Source organism: Streptomyces sp. NPDC033178 (assembly GCF_055577685.1).
The window spans coordinates 46,209-62,926 of the sequence record NZ_JBVIPT010000019.1 but is presented as its reverse complement, the minus strand read 5'-3'; the positions used below and the strand labels follow the sequence as shown (position 1 = coordinate 62,926).

Annotated in this window: 14 protein-coding genes and 1 pseudogene; 5 read left to right on the top strand and 10 right to left on the bottom strand. The window is 69.3% G+C overall.

The window, feature by feature from the left end:
* Both ACZ5VQ_RS37625 and ACZ5VQ_RS37620 read right to left on the bottom strand, forming a co-directional pair.
* Positions 1-249, bottom strand: a pseudogene (locus tag ACZ5VQ_RS37625) (hypothetical protein); the annotation flags it as partial.
* A 1,335-nt stretch (positions 250-1,584) separates the two neighbouring features.
* The gene (locus tag ACZ5VQ_RS37620; RefSeq protein ID WP_469108894.1) at positions 1,585-2,352 is read right to left on the bottom strand and encodes a class I SAM-dependent methyltransferase; all 768 of its coding nucleotides are present in this window, start codon (positions 2,350-2,352) and stop codon (positions 1,585-1,587) included.
* A gap of 93 nt (positions 2,353-2,445) precedes the next feature.
* Here ACZ5VQ_RS37620 and ACZ5VQ_RS37615 point away from each other — a divergent pair, with 93 nt between their 5' ends.
* Both ACZ5VQ_RS37615 and ACZ5VQ_RS37610 read left to right on the top strand, forming a co-directional pair.
* Positions 2,446-3,000 (top strand): winged helix-turn-helix transcriptional regulator, encoded by a 555-nt coding sequence (locus tag ACZ5VQ_RS37615; RefSeq protein WP_469108893.1) that lies wholly within the window; start codon positions 2,446-2,448, stop codon positions 2,998-3,000.
* 252 nt (positions 3,001-3,252) lie between these two features.
* Entirely contained in the window at positions 3,253-3,480 is a 228-nt protein-coding gene (locus tag ACZ5VQ_RS37610) for a substrate-binding domain-containing protein (protein WP_469108892.1), read from the top strand.
* Between the two features lie 187 nt (positions 3,481-3,667).
* Here the strand turns inward: ACZ5VQ_RS37610 and ACZ5VQ_RS37605 are convergent, their stop codons facing one another.
* From ACZ5VQ_RS37605 to ACZ5VQ_RS37595, 3 genes are all read right to left on the bottom strand, one after another.
* Positions 3,668-4,078, bottom strand: coding sequence for a peptidase inhibitor family I36 protein (locus tag ACZ5VQ_RS37605; RefSeq protein ID WP_469108891.1), 411 nt, complete (start codon positions 4,076-4,078; stop codon positions 3,668-3,670).
* Positions 4,079-4,258: 180 nt separating this feature from the next.
* Positions 4,259-4,918 (bottom strand): EamA family transporter, encoded by a 660-nt coding sequence (locus tag ACZ5VQ_RS37600; protein WP_469108890.1) that lies wholly within the window; start codon positions 4,916-4,918, stop codon positions 4,259-4,261.
* 561 nt (positions 4,919-5,479) lie between these two features.
* A complete protein-coding gene (locus ACZ5VQ_RS37595; protein WP_469108889.1) occupies positions 5,480-6,046 on the bottom strand; it encodes a MarR family winged helix-turn-helix transcriptional regulator in 567 nt (188 codons plus the stop codon).
* Between the two features lie 409 nt (positions 6,047-6,455).
* Here ACZ5VQ_RS37595 and ACZ5VQ_RS37590 point away from each other — a divergent pair, with 409 nt between their 5' ends.
* A complete protein-coding gene (locus ACZ5VQ_RS37590) occupies positions 6,456-6,851 on the top strand; it encodes a hypothetical protein (RefSeq protein WP_469108888.1) in 396 nt (131 codons plus the stop codon).
* 64 nt (positions 6,852-6,915) lie between these two features.
* Positions 6,916-7,338, top strand: coding sequence for a site-specific integrase (locus tag ACZ5VQ_RS37585; protein ID WP_469108887.1), 423 nt, complete (start codon positions 6,916-6,918; stop codon positions 7,336-7,338).
* A gap of 176 nt (positions 7,339-7,514) precedes the next feature.
* Here ACZ5VQ_RS37585 and ACZ5VQ_RS37580 read toward each other — a convergent pair whose 3' ends face one another.
* Positions 7,515-8,684 carry a magnesium and cobalt transport protein CorA gene (locus tag ACZ5VQ_RS37580; protein ID WP_469108886.1) on the bottom strand — a complete coding sequence of 390 codons (1,170 nt, stop codon included), beginning with the start codon at positions 8,682-8,684 and terminating at the stop codon, positions 7,515-7,517.
* A 189-nt stretch (positions 8,685-8,873) separates the two neighbouring features.
* On the opposite strand from ACZ5VQ_RS37580, the gene ACZ5VQ_RS37575 reads away from it, so the two are divergent.
* Positions 8,874-9,992, top strand: coding sequence for a winged helix DNA-binding domain-containing protein (locus ACZ5VQ_RS37575; RefSeq protein WP_469108885.1), 1,119 nt, complete (start codon positions 8,874-8,876; stop codon positions 9,990-9,992).
* 122 nt (positions 9,993-10,114) lie between these two features.
* Here the strand turns inward: ACZ5VQ_RS37575 and ACZ5VQ_RS37570 are convergent, their stop codons facing one another.
* The 4 genes from ACZ5VQ_RS37570 to ACZ5VQ_RS37555 all read right to left on the bottom strand — a co-directional run bounded on the left by ACZ5VQ_RS37570 (position 10,115) and on the right by ACZ5VQ_RS37555 (position 16,564).
* Complete coding sequence (locus ACZ5VQ_RS37570) at positions 10,115-10,762, bottom strand: LysE family translocator (RefSeq protein WP_359847989.1); 648 nt, start codon at positions 10,760-10,762, stop codon at positions 10,115-10,117.
* 218 nt (positions 10,763-10,980) lie between these two features.
* Positions 10,981-11,772 carry a S1 family peptidase gene (locus ACZ5VQ_RS37565; protein WP_359942325.1) on the bottom strand — a complete coding sequence of 264 codons (792 nt, stop codon included), beginning with the start codon at positions 11,770-11,772 and terminating at the stop codon, positions 10,981-10,983.
* 924 nt (positions 11,773-12,696) lie between these two features.
* On the bottom strand, positions 12,697-15,567 hold the full coding sequence (locus ACZ5VQ_RS37560; RefSeq protein WP_469108884.1) for a helix-turn-helix transcriptional regulator: 2,871 nt from the start codon (positions 15,565-15,567) through the stop codon (positions 12,697-12,699).
* A 193-nt stretch (positions 15,568-15,760) separates the two neighbouring features.
* Positions 15,761-16,564 carry a response regulator transcription factor gene (locus ACZ5VQ_RS37555; protein ID WP_469109026.1) on the bottom strand — a complete coding sequence of 268 codons (804 nt, stop codon included), beginning with the start codon at positions 16,562-16,564 and terminating at the stop codon, positions 15,761-15,763.
* Positions 16,565-16,718 lie beyond the last annotated feature (154 nt).

The following is a 16,718-nucleotide window of genomic DNA, read 5'->3' as shown; positions in this document are numbered from 1 at the left end:
CAATTGTTTATTGTAGCCAGCCCCGTGCGGTGTTCCAATAAGCGGGAAATGAAGCTTGTGCAGGTCTCCGCCTCGATTCGTGGCGAGAGCAAGGTCGAACTCCTCCGTGACGGCGATCTGCCAAGGAACCGTCAGCATTCCCCGGTGGTGCAGGAATTCGGATATCCCTCCGTCGAGTGCGGAGGATTCCGTGCAGGAGAAGATGACCTGGATCCGCGTGTCGCCTTCGAAGACTGCGAGTAGGTCCACGAGTCGAGTGGCCGACGCTATGTTGTGAACGACGCCGAGGACCTTCCGCTGTGGCGAGACGGTCATCCAATGCTGTGAGTCCGTCTTGAGAGGCAACGGTAGCCGGTCAGTATCTCCCACCCGTGAGCTCCTGCCTTGAATCGGTTCCGTGGCGATCGAGGCCTCACCATAGCTTGGGGGCGTTCGCCTCCTTGATGCGCAGGTTGTGCGTGGCGATCAGGTAGTTGAGAGCGGTTTTGGGCGAAGTGTTTGAGGAGGAGCTCCAGGAGCAGGCGGAAGGCTGCCTGCGGGTTTTGGGAGCGACTGCCGACGGTGGCCAGGTCCTTGGCTATCTGGTCGAAGGCCTGCTGCCCGACGGGGGTGACTGTTCCGTTCTCGACGGCGACGCTGATTGGGGGAGTGCGTCGAGGCGCATGGCAGCGACGTCGGCACCTCCCACCCGGGGCCGAAACAGATTCGGTCCGCGTGCTCCGGGTCGGCGTCGTGGAAGCCCTCGCAGCAGCGGAGGTGCGGTTTGTCTGCGGGCCACCAGGATGGCGCCGGAGCGGCGGGTACGGACTCCGCCTCGGGGACGTCGGCGTCTTCGTCCTCGGCACGCTCGTCCACGATGCCTGGACGGTGTGGGAAGCCAGGTTGCGCCCCCTGTACGAGCGCCCTTTCGGCCACGCTCGCCACAGTCGCACTCGGCCTCCACATCAGCAGGGGGCGTAACGCCACTGGACTGCACAGACTCTTCTTCACCGGGAAGCCGAGGGCGGAATTCGACGACCGGCAGAGCGGCGCACGCGAACGGCGTCAGTTCTCAGCTGGTGATCACCGCGGCCTGCCGTTGCGAAGGCTTTGATCCCGGTGAAGTGGCTCGCAGCCAAGGAGGTGCAACTCACCACACAAGGCACGGTCTGCTACGTGCCTCGCCTTTCAGTGACAAGCGTAAAGGGGAGCCGCGACCGTCCTGGGTGACAGGGCCTATGACTCCCGGGCGGTGCGGCGTGAGCCGCGACGCCGCCGGAGCCTGCCGGTGATCTTCCGCAAGGGCGCCCCCCAGCATCAAGGGCCTGGGCAGACTCCGCTATGTCGTCTATCTCGTCTGTGTCGTCGAGCAGACCTCTTCGCCCTGCTCCACCGGTTCAAGCGCCTGGCTGTGCGCTGGGAACGTCGCCTCGAACTCCACAAAGCCTTCTTGTCGTTGGCCTGCAGCCTCATCTGCTGGCGGCGCCTGAGGAAAGCTGTTTCGTCATCGCGTTCCGGCCTCATGGCAAGGCCGGCTGGGCAGAAAACTACCGACGCTACATCGAGGTGCGTCTGAGACAGCCGGTCCGGGGCCGGGGGTGGGGCTCATGCCTGGCGGATCGCGTACCCCAGATACGTCACCACCGGGCTGCCCTCCGGCTCGAGCACCATGTCGACCAGCTCCGGCAGCTGATCGTCGGTCAGCGTGCCGCGCCTGCGCCCACGCGTCGCGCGCACCAGGCTGCGTACATCGCGCGGCTTGAACGCCGAGACGTCTTTTGCGGACAGCCCTGCCTGGTCGAGGGATTCGGCGAGCTCTGCCGGGCGGCGCAGCCGGTGTGCGGCGTAACGGCCGCGGGGCATGATCCGTGTACCCGGGAAGGCTTGGAAGGCGCCGAGGTAGATGAGGCGGGAGATGGGGGTGCGGTTCACCGTGTCGTAGACGAAGGCCCCGCCGGGACGCAGCGCGCGCGCCGCCTCCGCGAGGACCGCGTCCGGCCGTTCGGTGATCTCAAGGGTGTCGGCGCAGTACAGGAGGTCGAAGGAGCCGTCCGGGAGGTCGAGTTCCTCCGCGGGCGTCGTCAGGTAGGTGACGCCCAGCCCGTCGTCCGCTTCCTGGGCGAGGGCCGTCGCGGCGGAGGACGGATCGGCGGCGACGACCTCGAAACCGAGCTGGGCGAGGCCGCGGGCCAGCAGGCCGCGCCCGCTGCCGACGACGAGCGCCCGGCTGCCTGCCGCCGCGAGGCCCGCCTCCGAGAGCACGTGCCGCAGGTACTCAAGACGTACGGACTGAAAGGTCAGGGCCCGGATGTGGCGGCCGTCGACGACCGTGGGCCCGGCCGTGTCGAGTGCGATGTGCGGGGCGGTGGCCATGGCAGGCTCCCTCGACAAGTCAGGTCAGGTTCCCTGAGTAAACCTAACATCCGTAAGTTCCCTGAGGGAACTCAACGGCGATACGATGGGCCCGTGACCCGTACCCCCCTCTCCGGCGTCGCGTGCTCGATCGCCCGCGCGACCGATCTGTTCGGCGATGCCTGGACGGCCCTGATCATGCGCGACGTCCTCGTCGGCATCCGCCGCTTCGACGAGCTGGCGGAGGACCTCGGCCTGTCCCGCAAGACCCTCGCCGCGCGGCTGGCCCGGCTGGTCGAGGAGGGCGTACTGACGCGCGAGCGGTACCAGGCCGCTCCGCCGCGCGAGGAGTATGTGGCCACGGAGAAGGGCCGGGAGTTCTACCCCGTCCTGCTGGCGCTGATGGCCTGGGGCGACAAGTGGTACGCGGAGCCCGCCGGGCCACCTGCCCGGATCCGGCACGACGCCTGCGGGCACCTGGCCACGCCGGTCGTGGCCTGCGACGCCTGCCGGCAGCCGCTCACGGTAGCCGACACGACCCAACTGCCCGGCCCCGGCGGGCGGGTGGGACCGGGCACGCAGCTACTGGGGCCGCTGATCGCTGCACGGGGAGAGGGGACCCCAGAGCCGGTCACGGCCCAGAATCCCGTCCGATCAGCTCCTTCATGATCTCGTTTTCGGCGGCCCAAGTCCTGTTCACCCGGACGTCCCGCCCGGCGCGCATCACGCGGCGCGCATCACGCGGCGCTCAGCCGCAGGAGCGGCTTGCCCGCAGCAAACGCTGTCGTCCACGATCCACGGCCGCCTACTCGCGCACCACGAACGGCCGGACCGTGACACCAGCCGCGCTCGACGATGGTGGGGGTTGCGGGACGTACTCCTCGATGCCGCACCCAACTCATCGCTGAGGGCGACTTCGCGATGCAGGGTGGCGCCGACGTCACGGCCATGCTTCTCGACCGGCACCCCGACCTGGACACGGTCTTCGTCGTCTCGGACCTCATGGCTTCCAGCGCCCTGCACGTACTCCGCGAACGCGTGCGCCGCGTACCCGAGGACGTGGTGGTCGTCGGCTTCAACGATCTGGCGACCATCACCGCGGCAACGGAGCCGCCACTGACTACTGTGCACCAGGACAGGGGCGCCTGATGGTACGGCTGCTGTTCACGCGGACATCGGACATACCTGCACCGAGTGACGGCAGTCCTGCGCTGTCCTCTGTGCGGCGGGTGGAGTCCCCCGATGCCCGGCCAGTCTTTGGCGGGTGCTCATGTGCGGACGGAACCGCCACGCACGGGCCTTAGAGATGACGTTTGAATACGACCGAATACGCTCCCTAGCCGTGTTCGCCGGGCGGTGTGCCACAGCTCGGGCCGCCCGGTCCGTCGAACTGCACCGAGCTGAAGAAGTCCCGATAGGTCGGGAAGTAGTTGCCCTTGCCGGTCGGGCCGGCGGACATAACAGCCGTGCACCCGGTGTAGTGCGAGTCGGACCACAGGTGGACGGTCGAAGCGGTCCGGTTCCAATCGGATTTGGCCCGCTCGTTCATGCCGAGTGCCGTGAGGTCCGGCGTGCTCGCCCTCAACTTGATCATGTCTCCGGTGCCGTCGAGACCCGAGAACATGCAGTAGTAGCCGTCAGGGCATCGGTCGTACCCGTCAGCCGCGTAGGCAGGGGAGACCGACGCCATGCTCAGGGCCGCCACTGTGCTCGCCAGCCCGGCAAGGGTCCGCTTGGTGTGCTTCATGCCAGACTCAACGATCCGTCCCACTTCAGGTCATCGCCTGGACCGTCCAGGGCGCGAGCTTCCCCTTGATCACAACCGAATCTGCTCCCTAGGTGTGTTGATCGCGAGCATTCTTGTAGTGACTACTGATGTGCTCCACGGGAACTCCACGGGTTGGTTTTGAGCGCGGTGGCGGATGCGTCAAGCGGCTGCGATGACCGTGAGGGAAGCGCCGGCCAGTACGAGTCCGGTCACCTGAACAGCGTTGAGTCGCTCTTTGAGGAAAGAGAGAGCGAGCAGCACGGTGACCGCCGGGTAAAGAGCGGTTACGACTGAAGCAAGTGTCATCAACTGGTGCTGGGTTGCGTACATGTACAGGGTTGTCGCGACCGTTCCAAGCGCGCCGCTCACTCCGGCGAGCAGCGCAACGCGCAGGGGCATGTGGAGGGAGACCCCCATGCCATGGGCCAGGAGGCACAGAGAAACCAGAGAGACCAACCTGCTGACGGCCATCGGCCACAGGCCGGCTTCTTCGGGTACGCGGCTCAAGGCGATCCAGGTCACTGCTACACCCGCCCCACCGATGAGACCGTCGATTACGCCATTGGCTCGCAGAAGATGCATGCCACGGTATTTTGGTTGGATTTCTTCTTCGAGTGGCTGTTTTCCTTTCGCTGGTTTCTTTCCTCTCGCGACCGGAGGGGTGCGAGATGCCAACCAGATGGCCGGGAAGCTAAGTAGAACACCCAGAGACCTGAGTGGTCCCAGGCGCTCTCCCATAGCAATACCAAAAAGCACCGAAAATCCTGAGGCAGATACTTCACTGACCGGTGCCACGATGCTGATTTTTCCCTTGCTCATCCCTCGGTAAAGGTAAGCCAGGCTCGCGGATCCGACTCCAGATATGGCGCCCCACATGAGAGAGGAGAGAGTAACTTCAGAGGCAGGGTAAAAGGGTGTGGGAAGTAGGATGATCAGCGTGCCGCCGATCTGTGCCACCGCTGCGACGGAAAATCCCGAGTGGGAGCGCGAAATTGTCCCGTTGAGGAAGTGGGTCAAGCCGTAGAAGAGAGCGGCAGCTGCCGATAGCGCGAGTCCCATATGACCTCTCACAAGGTGTGCATGAGTTTGCTTTTCGCGGCCAACGCAGTGCCCGGAAGTTGCGGAGTGGAAATTTTTCCGCAATGACAGGGCCCCGCCCCCTCCCTGGAAAATGGAGAAGAAAGAGGACTGATGCCAAGACTGACGGGCTTGGTGGAAATTCCTCCTCAGCTTGTCAGGTACTGGGAAGAAATACCTTTTGTAAAGCAGTGCCCGGCTGGGAGAAGAGCCTCGCCCGGGATCTTCCATTCCGCAACGTGAACGCATGCGGCGGAGACCGCGCCTGGCGCACCTTCGAGGAGAACGGCCGCACAACCGGACTCACGTGCCCTCAGCTCCCGATTCCGCTTCTGTGCGGTGCTCTCGTTCACTGCGATCGCGCTCTGCCTGCCCGACGGGGCAGGGTGCGCCGGGCGCGACGCAGGCGCCTCGGTCGCACAGGCGACAGAGACGCTCGGCGTCGCCAGGCCCGCTGTACAGGCCCGTGAGAATCTTGGTCAGCAAGACTTCCAGCTGCCCCTGCTCCTGGTCGTTCAGGTGTCGGACAGCTTCGCGCAGCGGTTCGCCTCGTGATGCCAGGAGGTTGTGTGCCGCCTGAAGCCCCCGATCGGTGGGGTGGATGCAGACCCACCGACCGAGGCTCGGCTCACGGCGCACCAACCCCTGCTTTTCCAGGCTGTCGACCATGCGAGCGGCTGCGGACTGGCTGAGCCCGACGCGCCGCCCCAGTTCGGTGACGCTCAGTCCCGGATCGTTAGTGAGTACCACCAGGGCTGCGGCTCCGCTGCTACTGGTGCCCGCTGCTGCGGTGGCGCCGACCACGAGAAGGTCACTCAACGCCAACGACATCGCCCCGAGTAGATTCGCCGTACGCAGTTCTCCATGCATGACTCATGCATACCCTGGGTTGGTGTTCTGACACCCCGGACATGGCCGCCAGCCGGCGAGCTCCGTCGGTCGGAGACGGTCCCGCCACGCGATATGACGTTGCAATTGAGCGGTCGTGGTCCTGAAGTTCCGTTTGTCCGTAGTCTTCGACGATCTAGGCGGCACCGGCGCCAAGGGCCGCCGAGCTTCCGGATGGGCCCGCGCGGCCGTGTCGTGTACCGCGTACAGGCCCTGGGTGCCCGGGTCCGTGAACAGGAGCAGGCCGACTCACGCTCGAACGCGGCTCTGAACCCCCTCAACACGGCACCACAAACGCGCTCGCACTACGAGCCCAGCGCCTAACACGCACCTGATCCACCGCACATCACCCAACCCGAAGGGTTCGCTTGGCCGGCTACGTCGAAGACCGTTGGATCAAGAAGAAGAAAGCCCCCGTCACCGGCAAGCGCGAACGCACGACCCGCTATGGGAAGGGCTCCCGCTACGAGTCGCAGGCATCCCCGGCGTCCGGGACAAGTCCTTCGACACGCTCGAAGACGCCAAGACGTGGCTGCGCCAGGCGGGCACCGATAGCGAACGCGGCGAATTCGTCGACCCGCGCGACGGCTCCATTGCCCTGGAGGACTACGTCGTCCGCTACTGGCAAGCGGGAGTCCAGGGCGTCTCCGGCACCGTGAAGCGCATCGACGAGCGGGTCCGCCTCCACATCCGGCCTCACCTCGGCGCGGTGTCCCTCCGCGACATCACTCCGACGGTACTGCGGGGCTACATCGCCACGCTGTTGAGGGAGCTCTCTCCGCGGTAGGCACGGCAGATCCTCTCGGCGCTCCCGCGAAAATTTCGAGACAGCCATCGACGACAAGCGTCTGGTGCGCAACCCGCTGCGGGCCAAGTCGGTGCGCTGGCCCAAGGCGCCTGACGACCAGCGGGAAGCCTGGCCGCTGGAGACCGCGCTGCGGGTCCGGGACTCGATCAACTCGCGCTACCGCATCGCCGCCGTGGTCGCTCTGGGCTGCGGACTGCGTCAGGGCGAAGTGTTCGGACTGTCACTGGAGGACGTCGACTTCCGCCTCGGACTTCTGCGCATCCGTCGGCAGATTCAACTCCTGCACGGGCGCTTGTACTTCACGCTCCCGAAGGGCGGCAAGAACCGGCCTCCCGCAGCCGCATGGAATCATCGATTCCCTATCGTGTGGGAACAGGAGGGGCGCAGCACTGCTGCGCCCCTCCTCGACGTTTCGCTGCCTGCCGGTTGCTCACTCTCCGTGTCGTTCAACGCTCCGGGTGGCTAATGGCGCGGAGGTAACGATCCACTCAGGGGCCTCGCGATGTGGGAGGCCGGTCGAAGCGGAACGCGTTTCATTCTCCCCAGCTTCTCCCCAGCTTCTCCCCAGCGGTTTGAACGGTGCCTGTGGCAGCTGTGTTCGCGTCCCCGAGCCCGGTGTACCCGCGTTTGTGAGTCGATTACTCAGAGCCAGTCCCGCCGCTTGAAGATGACGTACAAACTGGTGCATACAACCGCCATGAGGGCGACTGCGAAGGGGTACCCGAGCGCCCAGTGCAACTCCGGCATGTGATCGAAGTTCATGCCGTAGATCGTCCCGACCAGGGTGGGGGCGAAGAGGATGGCGGCCCAGGAGGAGATCTTCTTGATCTCCTCGTTCTGTTCGAAGCCCGCCTCGGCCAGGGCCCGCATCTCCGCGTTCTGCTGCTGGGTGACCAGGGTCGCGTTCACCGTGAGGATGTCCGTGAGGGCCTGGCGGAAGCCGTCCACGCGTTCGCTGGTGTGGGTGACGTGGTCGGCGACGTCGCGGAGGTAACGCTGGAGCTCCTCGTCGGTGCCGTACTTGGCGAAGCCGGCCATCAGGCCGTGCAGCATGCCGACCAGGGGGCGGGTGGCGCGCTGGAACTCGACCATTTCGCGCGAGAGTTCGTAGATACGGCGGGAGACCCAGGGGTCGCCGCCGAAGACCTCGGTCTCGATCTCGTCGATGTCGTTCTGGACACCGGCGACGACCGGTGCGTAACCGTCCACTACGGCGTCGAGGATCGCGTACAGGACCGCCTCGGGGCCGAGCTTCAACAGCTCCGGCGTCTCCTCCATGCGGCGGCGCACGGCCGAGAGGTCGGGGGCGGCACCGTGCCGGACCGTGATCAGGAAGTCGGGGCCGATGAAGACGTGCAGCTCGCCGAAGTCGACCTCCTCCGACGCGTCGAGGTACCGGGCGGCACGCAGCACGACGAAGAGCGTCTCGCCGTAACGCTCCAGCTTCGGCCGCTGATGGGCCTCCATCGCGTCCTCGACCGCGAGCGGGTGGAGGTCGAACTCGGCCGCCAGGGAAAGGATCTCCTCCTCCGTCGGACGGGCCAGACCGATCCATGCCATGCCGTCCGGCTGCTCGCGCAGCTCACGGAACGTGTCCGCGAGGGTGGCGGGGTTCGCGACCCGCGTCCCGTCGCGATAGAGCGCCGCCTGTACGACGCTGCCGGACTCCGCAGAAGCCGGCTCGGCCGGGGCCGGACTCGGCGCCGGGGGATCCGCCGGCGGTGGCGTCGTCTCGGGCACGGCGCGCCGCCACACCGGCTTCCGGCCGCCCCCCGAAGGCGGCACGGGGCGGCGGGCTCGGCGGTCTGACATCGCGGCAGCCTCCCTGTTGATGTGTCGCGTCTGCCGAGCATGTCGAGCAAAGTCGAGCATCTCGAACGTGCGTCTAGGCGATCACCGAGCAGGATATACGGGTCAAATGGCGTGAGCGGGTGCGCGGGGTAGGGGATCGACAAGGGATGCGGACAGAACTTGTCCGCAAGTCCCGCTAACGTGCGGAGCATGACGAAGACGACCTCGACCGCCCCCGTGCTGAGCGTCCGTGAGCTGAACCGCGCGACCCTCGACCGGCAGCTGCTCCTGCGCCGGGCCACCCTGTCCGCGAAGGACGCCGTCGAACACCTCGTCGGCCTCCAGGCGCAGAACGTGAAGCCCCCGTACTACGCCCTCGCCGCCCGGCTGGAGGGATTCGCGCCCGAGGAACTCTCGGCCGCCATGGAGTCGCGCGAAGTCGTACGCATCGTGACCATGCGTTCCACCATCCACACCCACACCGCCGACGACTGCCTCACCCTGCGGCCGCTCGTGCAGGCCGCACGCGAGCGGGAGCTGTACGGCTTCCGCCACGGGCTCGCCGGTGTGGACCTCGACCGGCTCACCGCGATCAGCCGGGAACTCGTCGAGACCGAGCCGCGCACCCTGAAGCAGCTGCGTGAGGCACTGCTCGTCGAATGGCCTGACGCCGATCCGCCGGCCCTCGCCATCGCGGCCCGTTGCCGGCTGCCCCTCGTCCAGGTCACCCCCCGCGGCCTGTGGGGCCGCAGCGGACAGGTCGCGCTCACCACCGCCGAGCACTGGCTCGGCCGGCCCGCGGAGCCCGCGCCCGCTCCCGACGCCACCGTTCTGCGCTATCTCGCCGCCTTCGGTCCCGCCTCCGTGAAGGACATGCAGACCTGGGCCGGTCTGACCCGGCTGCGCGAGGTCTTCGAACGACTGCGGCCGCAACTGGTCACCTTCCGCGACGAGCACGGCGTCGAGCTCTTCGACCTGCCGGACGCGCCCCGCCCGGACGCGGACACACCGGCCCCGCCGCGGCTGCTGCCCGAGTTCGACAATCTGCTCCTCTCGCACGCCGACCGTTCCAGGGTGGTGTCCGCCGACCACAAGGGCCGTTCCTGGCAGGGCAACCAGGCCTTCTGCACGCTTCTCGTCGACGGTTTCCTGGAGGGCGTGTGGCGGCTGGAGGAGTCCCCCGACGAGGCCGTGATCACCATCGAGCCCTTCGGCACGCTCAGCAGGAGGCAGCGGGAGGAAGTGGTCGAGGAAGCGACGCGGATGCTGTCGGTGCTGAGCACGGCGTCCTCGTACGACATCCGGTTCGGGACCGTCGTACGGGGCTGACCGCGGAGACGGGACGCGACCGATACGGAGACGGGACGCGGCCGATACGGAGACGGGGCCGGCCGGGATGAGACCGGTGCGGGGGAGGGGGCGTGGCCGGACCGGGTGGGAGCGGTCGGTGGTCAGTCCGCTCGGCCCGTCGTCGCGACCGTCACCCCGAGGCCGACCATCGTGAGGCCGCCCGCGCCGCCGATCATCGACAGCCGGCGGTCCGAACGGGCGAACCAGCTGCGGGCCGTGGCCGCGGTCAGGCCCCACAAGGTGTCGGTGACCAGGCCGATGGTTATCGGGATCAGGCCCAACACCAGCATCTGCAGGGGCACTTGACCGGCCGAGTGATCGACGAACTGGGGGAGGACCGCGGCGAAGAAGACGATGCCCTTCGGGTTGGTGACGCCGACGAGGGCGCCGTCCAGGACCGTCCGCAGATCGCCGCGGGCGGGCGCGTCGGCCCGCTCCGTGATGTCCGAGGCCCGCATCTCCTTGCGGTGCCGGAACGCCTGGACACCGAGGAAGACCAGATAGGCGGCCCCCGCCAGCTTCACCGCCATGTAGACGGTGACCGATCGCTCCACTATCGAGCCGACGCCCACGGCCACCGCCACGACCAGCAGATACGAACCGAAGACGTTCCCCAGCGCCGTCGCCACCGCCGTGCGCCGGCCGTGGGCCAGTGCCCTGCCGATCACGAACAGCACGCTCGGCCCCGGGATCATGACCACCAGCAGCGACATCGCCGCGAAGGCCAGGAAGCGATCCGTCGACACCACGCCCGTCCCCTCTCACCCGCCACCCGTCACACGCACCGGAATCCATTGAAACAGGCGCCACCGACAACGCGCCCGGACCGGTCCGGGCACAAACGCACCCCGGGACGGTCCGGGCACATGGAAAGGGGGCGTTGCGGGCCGCTCGTGGAGGCCCGCAACGCCCCCTGGCTCAACCTGAGTCGGGCTCAGGAAGTCATCGGGACGGCACTACATGAGTGCTAGGAGTTGACCTGGGTCGTCACCAGGCTGGAGAAGGTGGTCAGGCGGGTGTAGACGCCGGGGTACTCGGCGTCCGCGCAGCCGTAGCCCCACGAGGTGATGCCGGCGAGCTTGCCGCCGATGATGAGCGGGCCGCCGCTGTCGCCCTGGCAGGTGTCCACGCCGCCGGAGGTGTAGCCGGCGCAGACCATGTCGGAGGAGATGTAGGACGAGCCGTACGCCGAGGAGCAGGTGGCGTTCGAGACGGTCGGGACCGTGGCGGTGCGCAGCTGGTTGGAGGAGGAGCCGCCCGAGCTGGTGGTGCCCCAGCCGAGGATGCGGGCGGTGGTGCCGGCCGCGTACACGCTGGTCTCGGAGGAGGAGACGTAGCTGATCGGCGTGTACGGCATGGAGGTCGACAGGGTCAGGACGGCGACGTCGTCACCCTGCTCGGCGTCCACGTAGCTCGGGTTGATCCATATCTTGCTGACCCGGCTGACCGTGCCGTTGGTGCCGTTGCGGTAGGTGCGGCCGCCGACGACTCTGACGCTGCTCGTGGTCTCGCCGACCATGCAGTGGGCGGCGGTGACGACCTTGGTCGCCGACACCAGGGTGCCGCCGCAGAACTGGCTCTGCGAGGAGTCGGTGATCTGCATGACGTACGGGTACGCGGCCGCCGTGGTGGTCGAGCCGCCGACGATGGGCTGGGGAGCGGCGCTCGCTGTGGTCGCGCCGAGCAGACAGGTCGTCGCGGCGGCGGCGACCGCCGCGGTGACGGCGGCGGCCTTCTTGGCAAGGGTGAGCCCGAACATGGTTCTCCTCAGGAGTGCCGGTGGGGGGTGCACTGTGGGGGTGGAGCGACAGCCTGCGGGGCATGTCCCACGCTAGAAGCGGACCTGCTCTCTCCCCAATGAGGGAACTCCCTGCGGGAGTTGACGAGGGAAAACCCTCGGTCACGACCCGGCCCGCCCCTCCGGGCCGCGGATCGGGGGCGATTGGCGGGGCGCGGCGCGCCGACGAAGCGGGACGGGGGGCGCTTGGCGCCCTGACCCTCGGTGCCTCGGTGCCTCGGTGCCTCGGTGCCCTGTGCCCCGGCCCCTGGCGCCCGCGCTGGGCGCCCCAGTGCCTCGTGCCCGCGCCCCGCCCCCGGCCGCCTGGCGAGCGTCTCCCGCGTGCCCGGTGCCCGGTGCCCGCGCCTGGCCGCCTGGCGAGCGCCTCCCGGCTTCCCTCCACCGTCGGGCATCTGCCGGCCTCAGCCTCCCGGCGACGGTCCTCCCCGCCCGGGCGAGTACCTGCGGGCGGCATCCGCCGCCCGACGGGCACCCCTTCCCAGGGGCCGCCTGCACCTGGTGGCCACCGCTTCCCGGAGGCCGCCCGTACCTGGTGGGCACCGCTTCCCAGGGGCCCGCCCATGCCCCGTGAGGCGGGGGGCGAGCTGGCGGACGGCGGTGAACAGGTGGGGGTGGCCACCGCCTCCCAGAGGCCGCCCACACCCGACCGTCACCGCTTCCCAGCGACAGCCCACATCCCGGCGGCCATCCGTGCGACCGCCCACATCCCGGTGGCCACCTGTGGAACCGACCGCTCACACCCGGCAACCATAGGACCGACCGCTCACACCCCGGCAACCATCCCCGCCCGGATCAGGCCACCGACCTCAACCCCGACGGCCGACAACCGACGGCCGACAACCGACAACCGACGGCCGATCCAACCCCCGCACACGACCAGCGAGTTCACTCCCCCCGCCGCTGCCCCGCAGCCAACCGCACGATGTCGACTCGCGACCGGATACCCAACTTCCGGTACACCCGCGTGAGCGTCGCCTCGACCGTCTTCACGCTGATGAACAGGCGCGCGGCGATCTCGCGATTCGTGGCGCCCTCCAGGACGAGCCCCGCGACCTGGCGTTCCGTGGAGGCCAGTCGGTCGAGGTGCGGCAGGAGGGACTCGGGAGCCATCGCGGCAGGGTCGGCGGGAGCGGGGGCGGTCGCGGAGGCCGACTCCAACTGCCGTAGCCAGGGCACCGCCTTGCAGCGTCGGAAGAGTCGTGCCGCCTCGTCGTAGGAGACCCGCCCCGACTGCTCCGCCCGCAGCCGGGCCAGCGCGAGGGCGGCCCGGGCCTCCTCCAGCCCGTAGCCGAGCTGCGCCAGTCGGTCCTGTGCCGAGGTCAACTGCTGGGCGGCCGCCTCGTACTGACCGGCCGCGGCCTTCACCAGGGCCTCGGCGCGGTCCAGTACGGCGAGGACGCTCGCCCGCCGGAGCCGTACGGCGTGTTCGCGTGTGGCGGTGATGACGTCCTGCGCCTCCGCCGGTTCTCCGACCAGGACGAGCGCCTCGGCGAGGTCGCCGTGCCAGCGGCCCCGCGCGGGGTCGAAGATGCCGAGCCCCTGCTCCAACTCCCGTGCCCTGCGCAGCGACTGGACCGTCCCGGCCGCGTCTCCGGCGACGAGCTGGGCATGCCCGAGCGCGCCCAGCGCACGGGAGAGGTAGATCAGGTCGCCGTCGTCCTCGGCGCGGCGCACCGCGTCGCCGGCCAGTACGAGCGCCCGGTGCACGTCCCCGCCCGCGGCCTCGGCGAGCGAGGTGAACATGTTGCCCGCGGCCTCGCCGATGCCGGTGTCCCGGGCGAGCCGCAGGCTCTCGTGGGCGAGGTCGAGGGCGCGGGCGCAGTGTCCGGAGCGCAGTTCGGTCTCGGCGAGCCCGCGCAGGAAGTGCACCTCGCTCTCGACCATGCCGCGCCGCCGCACCTCGCCGAGGAGCCGGGTGATCGTCGTACGGGCGTCGGTGAGCTGGTCGCTCATGATCTGCCAGCGGAACCGGGTGGCGCCCGCCCCGTTGTGGTCGCAGGCCACCCGCAGGTCCTGCGGTTCCGCGAGGGCCTTCTCAAGGGTTGCCGGGGCTGCCGGGTGACCCATCAGGGTCTCCATCTGGGCCTGGAAGGACAGGGCCATCAGCTCGGTGCTCCGGTCGCCGGCGGTGGCGGCGAGCCGGGCCGCGTGCGCGGCCTCCTCGCGGCCCCTGGCCATCTCGCCCTCCACGAGCAGCGCCCGCCACGCCAGTTGGTAGCGGACCAGGGCGAGCAGCCGCGGGTCCTCGCCCGCGTCCGCGAGGGCCTGCGGGAACACGGACTCGACGTCGGCCATCGCCTGCCCCGCCGAGTCGATCACGACCATCCAGGCCCGTACCCGGACCGCCGGGTCGGTCGCCCGGTCCAGCACGTCGCGGGCCACCTCGCGGGCGAGGTCGATCTCGCCCGAGGTCAGCGCGTCCTCGGCGGACCTCAACCGTCGCTCGTCCGCACCGGGCAGGCTGTCCGGCGGGGTGTGCCGGGCGGCGAGCAGCCCGAGCTGGGCCGCGACCGAGGGCGCGCCACGGTCCCGGGCCAGTGCCGCCGCCTCGGAGAGCCGCGCGGCGACCTGCTCGTCGGTGCCGGTGGTGGCCAGCGCGAGATGGCGGGCCCGCTCGATCGGGTCGGAGGCCACCGTGGACAGCGCGGCGTGGGCGGCCCGCCGCTCCTGGGGCGTCGCCTGTGCGTACAGCGCGGCCGAGACGAGCGGGTGCGCGAAACGGACCGCGCCCTCCTGCCCGTCCGGGCCCTGGCCGTCGGGACCCTGGGCCGCCACGAGGCCGAGCGAGGCCGCGAGCGCGATCTCCGCCTCCGCGTTGGTTCGGCCCGCGGACCCCAGCAGGGTTGGCGTGGGACGGGCTCCCGCGCTCGCGACCAGCAGTGTTTGCCGGGCCTCGGTGGACAGCAGTTCCAGGCGGCTGAGGACGAGGGCACGCAGTGAGGTCGGCACCGGCAGCGGCTCGCCGGGGCGGGGCGGCGTCGGGCTCTCGGCCAGGGCGCGGGCGAGCTCCAGCGCGAACAGCGGGTTGCCGCCGCTGGTGTGGTGGATGTCCCGCAGCGTGGAGCGGCGCAGCCCCGTGTAACCGCGGGCGACCAGCAGCTCGGACACCTGCGGCCGGGACAACGGGGTCACCCGCAGGGCCAGCGCCTCCGGCGGATACGCGCGTAGATACGGGTCGTGTTCTTGCTCCTTCGGTTCGGTGCCGGTACGCACCGCGCCGAGCATCCGCACCGGCATCCCACCGAGGCGGCGGGCCGCGAAACCGAGCAGCTCGGCGCTGGGCGCGTCCAGCCACTGCAGATCGTCGGCGACGAGGAGGACGGGACCCTTGGCCGCCAGTGCGCGCAGCACCGACAGCACCGCGAGCCGCAGCGCGAGACCGTCCTGGTGCAGGGACGATTCGGCGCGGCCGGTGAGAGCCGCTTCGAGCGCGGCCTGCTGCGGGGCGGGCAGCGCGTCGGCGACCTCGTCGGCGACCAGGCCGAGCAGATCCACCAGGGCGAGGAACGGGAGATGGGATTCGGACTCGGTCGCGGAACAACGCAACACAGTCCGGGTCGATTCGGCGTATTCCGCAGCCATTGCCCGCAGGACGGTCGACTTTCCTATTCCGGGCGGACCGTGCAAGAGAAGGCTGCCCCCTCGGGAGAGCTGCTCACGGGCTCGTCTGAGCACCTCGTCCCGCCCGACGACCTGCTCGGAACGGGGTCTGACAGGCTCCTCGAAATCCCGTCGCACGCGCACCGCTCCCCTCATGTCGTGTTCGGCTCAATATTAAGCAAAGAGCCCTTGAATTTCGGAGGGTTGCGCCGTGAGGGAAATAACAGAGATCCGGTATACGGGATTTCAGTGTGCCCGTGCATGTATAGAGCGCGGAGCGAGGTATGGACCTTCAGGGCCGTGGCCCCGGCGGGACATGGACCTTCAGGACGGCCGTCAGGGGCGGATCTCAGGGCAGCAGCCCCGCCCGCCGCGCCGCCGCCACCGCCTCCAGCCGCGTGTGCGTGCCCAGCTTGCGCATCGCCGAGCGCAGATAGGCCTTCACCGTCTCCGGACGCAGCCCGAGCCGGTCCCCGGCGGCCGCGTTGGTCGTACCCACCGACACACAGGCAAGAACGTCCAGCTCACGCGGGGTGAGCCGGACCCGCAGGGCCGCCGGCACCGGGCCGGGCGAGGCGGCCAGCGTGGCGCAGACCGCCAGCAGCTCCGCCCGCAGCGCCGGGTCCACGACACGAGGGGCCAGCGCGCGCAGCGCCCCGTGCGCCTCCCGGACCCGCTCCCACGCCGCGCCCTCGGTCACATCCGGCGTCATCTCCGGCTCGCGCACCGCCGTCAGCAGGCCCTGCGCCTCGTCCCGCACGACCAGTGACTGCTCCACGTCCCGCGCCGCCTCCACGGCCGCGGTCAGCGTCCGGTCGCCGAGGGGCTGGGCCGTGCGCAGGGCGCCGTACAGGACACCGCGCACCCGGCGGCGTACGACGACCGGCACCGCGAGGATGGCCCGCAGCCCCTCCGCGGCGACCGCGGCGTCGTACTCGTGGCTGATCTGCCGGGACGACGGGTAGTCCATGACCGCGCACGGCCGGGCGAGGGCGACCGCCTTGCCGCCGAGGCCGTTGCCCGACGACACCGCGAGCGCGCTGAGCGCCGCCGTCGCCGTACCGTTGAGCTCGCTGATCCGCACCTGATGGCGGCCCGGCTCCACCAGACCGCCGAAGGCCACGGGCAGCCCCGTCGTCCGGCGCAGCCGCATCAGCGCACCGCGCAGCTCCACCGCTTCGGTCGCGCCAGTTGCCACGTGCTCGTCCCTTCACCACAGCGCACCCCCGTTCGGGGGTGGTGAGACCCGCATCACGGATTACACGATGTGAGTGAGCCGCCCGGCAATGGTCCGGGGCCGAGGAGGA

Excerpts from the sequence above, each read along its gene's own strand:
- ACZ5VQ_RS37610 (WP_469108892.1), top strand. The coding sequence starts at position 3,253 with ATGCAGGGTGGCGCCGACGTCACGGCCATGCTTCTCGACCGGCACCCC.
- ACZ5VQ_RS37555 (WP_469109026.1), bottom strand. The coding sequence starts at position 16,564 with ATGCGGCTGCGCCGGACGACGGGGCTGCCCGTGGCCTTCGGCGGTCTG.
- ACZ5VQ_RS37605 (WP_469108891.1), bottom strand. The coding sequence starts at position 4,078 with ATGAAGCACACCAAGCGGACCCTTGCCGGGCTGGCGAGCACAGTGGCG.
- ACZ5VQ_RS37560 (WP_469108884.1), bottom strand. The coding sequence starts at position 15,567 with ATGAGGGGAGCGGTGCGCGTGCGACGGGATTTCGAGGAGCCTGTCAGA.
- ACZ5VQ_RS37575 (WP_469108885.1), top strand. The coding sequence starts at position 8,874 with ATGACGAAGACGACCTCGACCGCCCCCGTGCTGAGCGTCCGTGAGCTG.
- ACZ5VQ_RS37580 (WP_469108886.1), bottom strand. The coding sequence starts at position 8,684 with ATGTCAGACCGCCGAGCCCGCCGCCCCGTGCCGCCTTCGGGGGGCGGC.
- ACZ5VQ_RS37565 (WP_359942325.1), bottom strand. The coding sequence starts at position 11,772 with ATGTTCGGGCTCACCCTTGCCAAGAAGGCCGCCGCCGTCACCGCGGCG.
- ACZ5VQ_RS37595 (WP_469108889.1), bottom strand. The coding sequence starts at position 6,046 with ATGCATGGAGAACTGCGTACGGCGAATCTACTCGGGGCGATGTCGTTG.
- ACZ5VQ_RS37600 (WP_469108890.1), bottom strand. The coding sequence starts at position 4,918 with ATGAGCAAGGGAAAAATCAGCATCGTGGCACCGGTCAGTGAAGTATCT.
- ACZ5VQ_RS37620 (WP_469108894.1), bottom strand. The coding sequence starts at position 2,352 with ATGGCCACCGCCCCGCACATCGCACTCGACACGGCCGGGCCCACGGTC.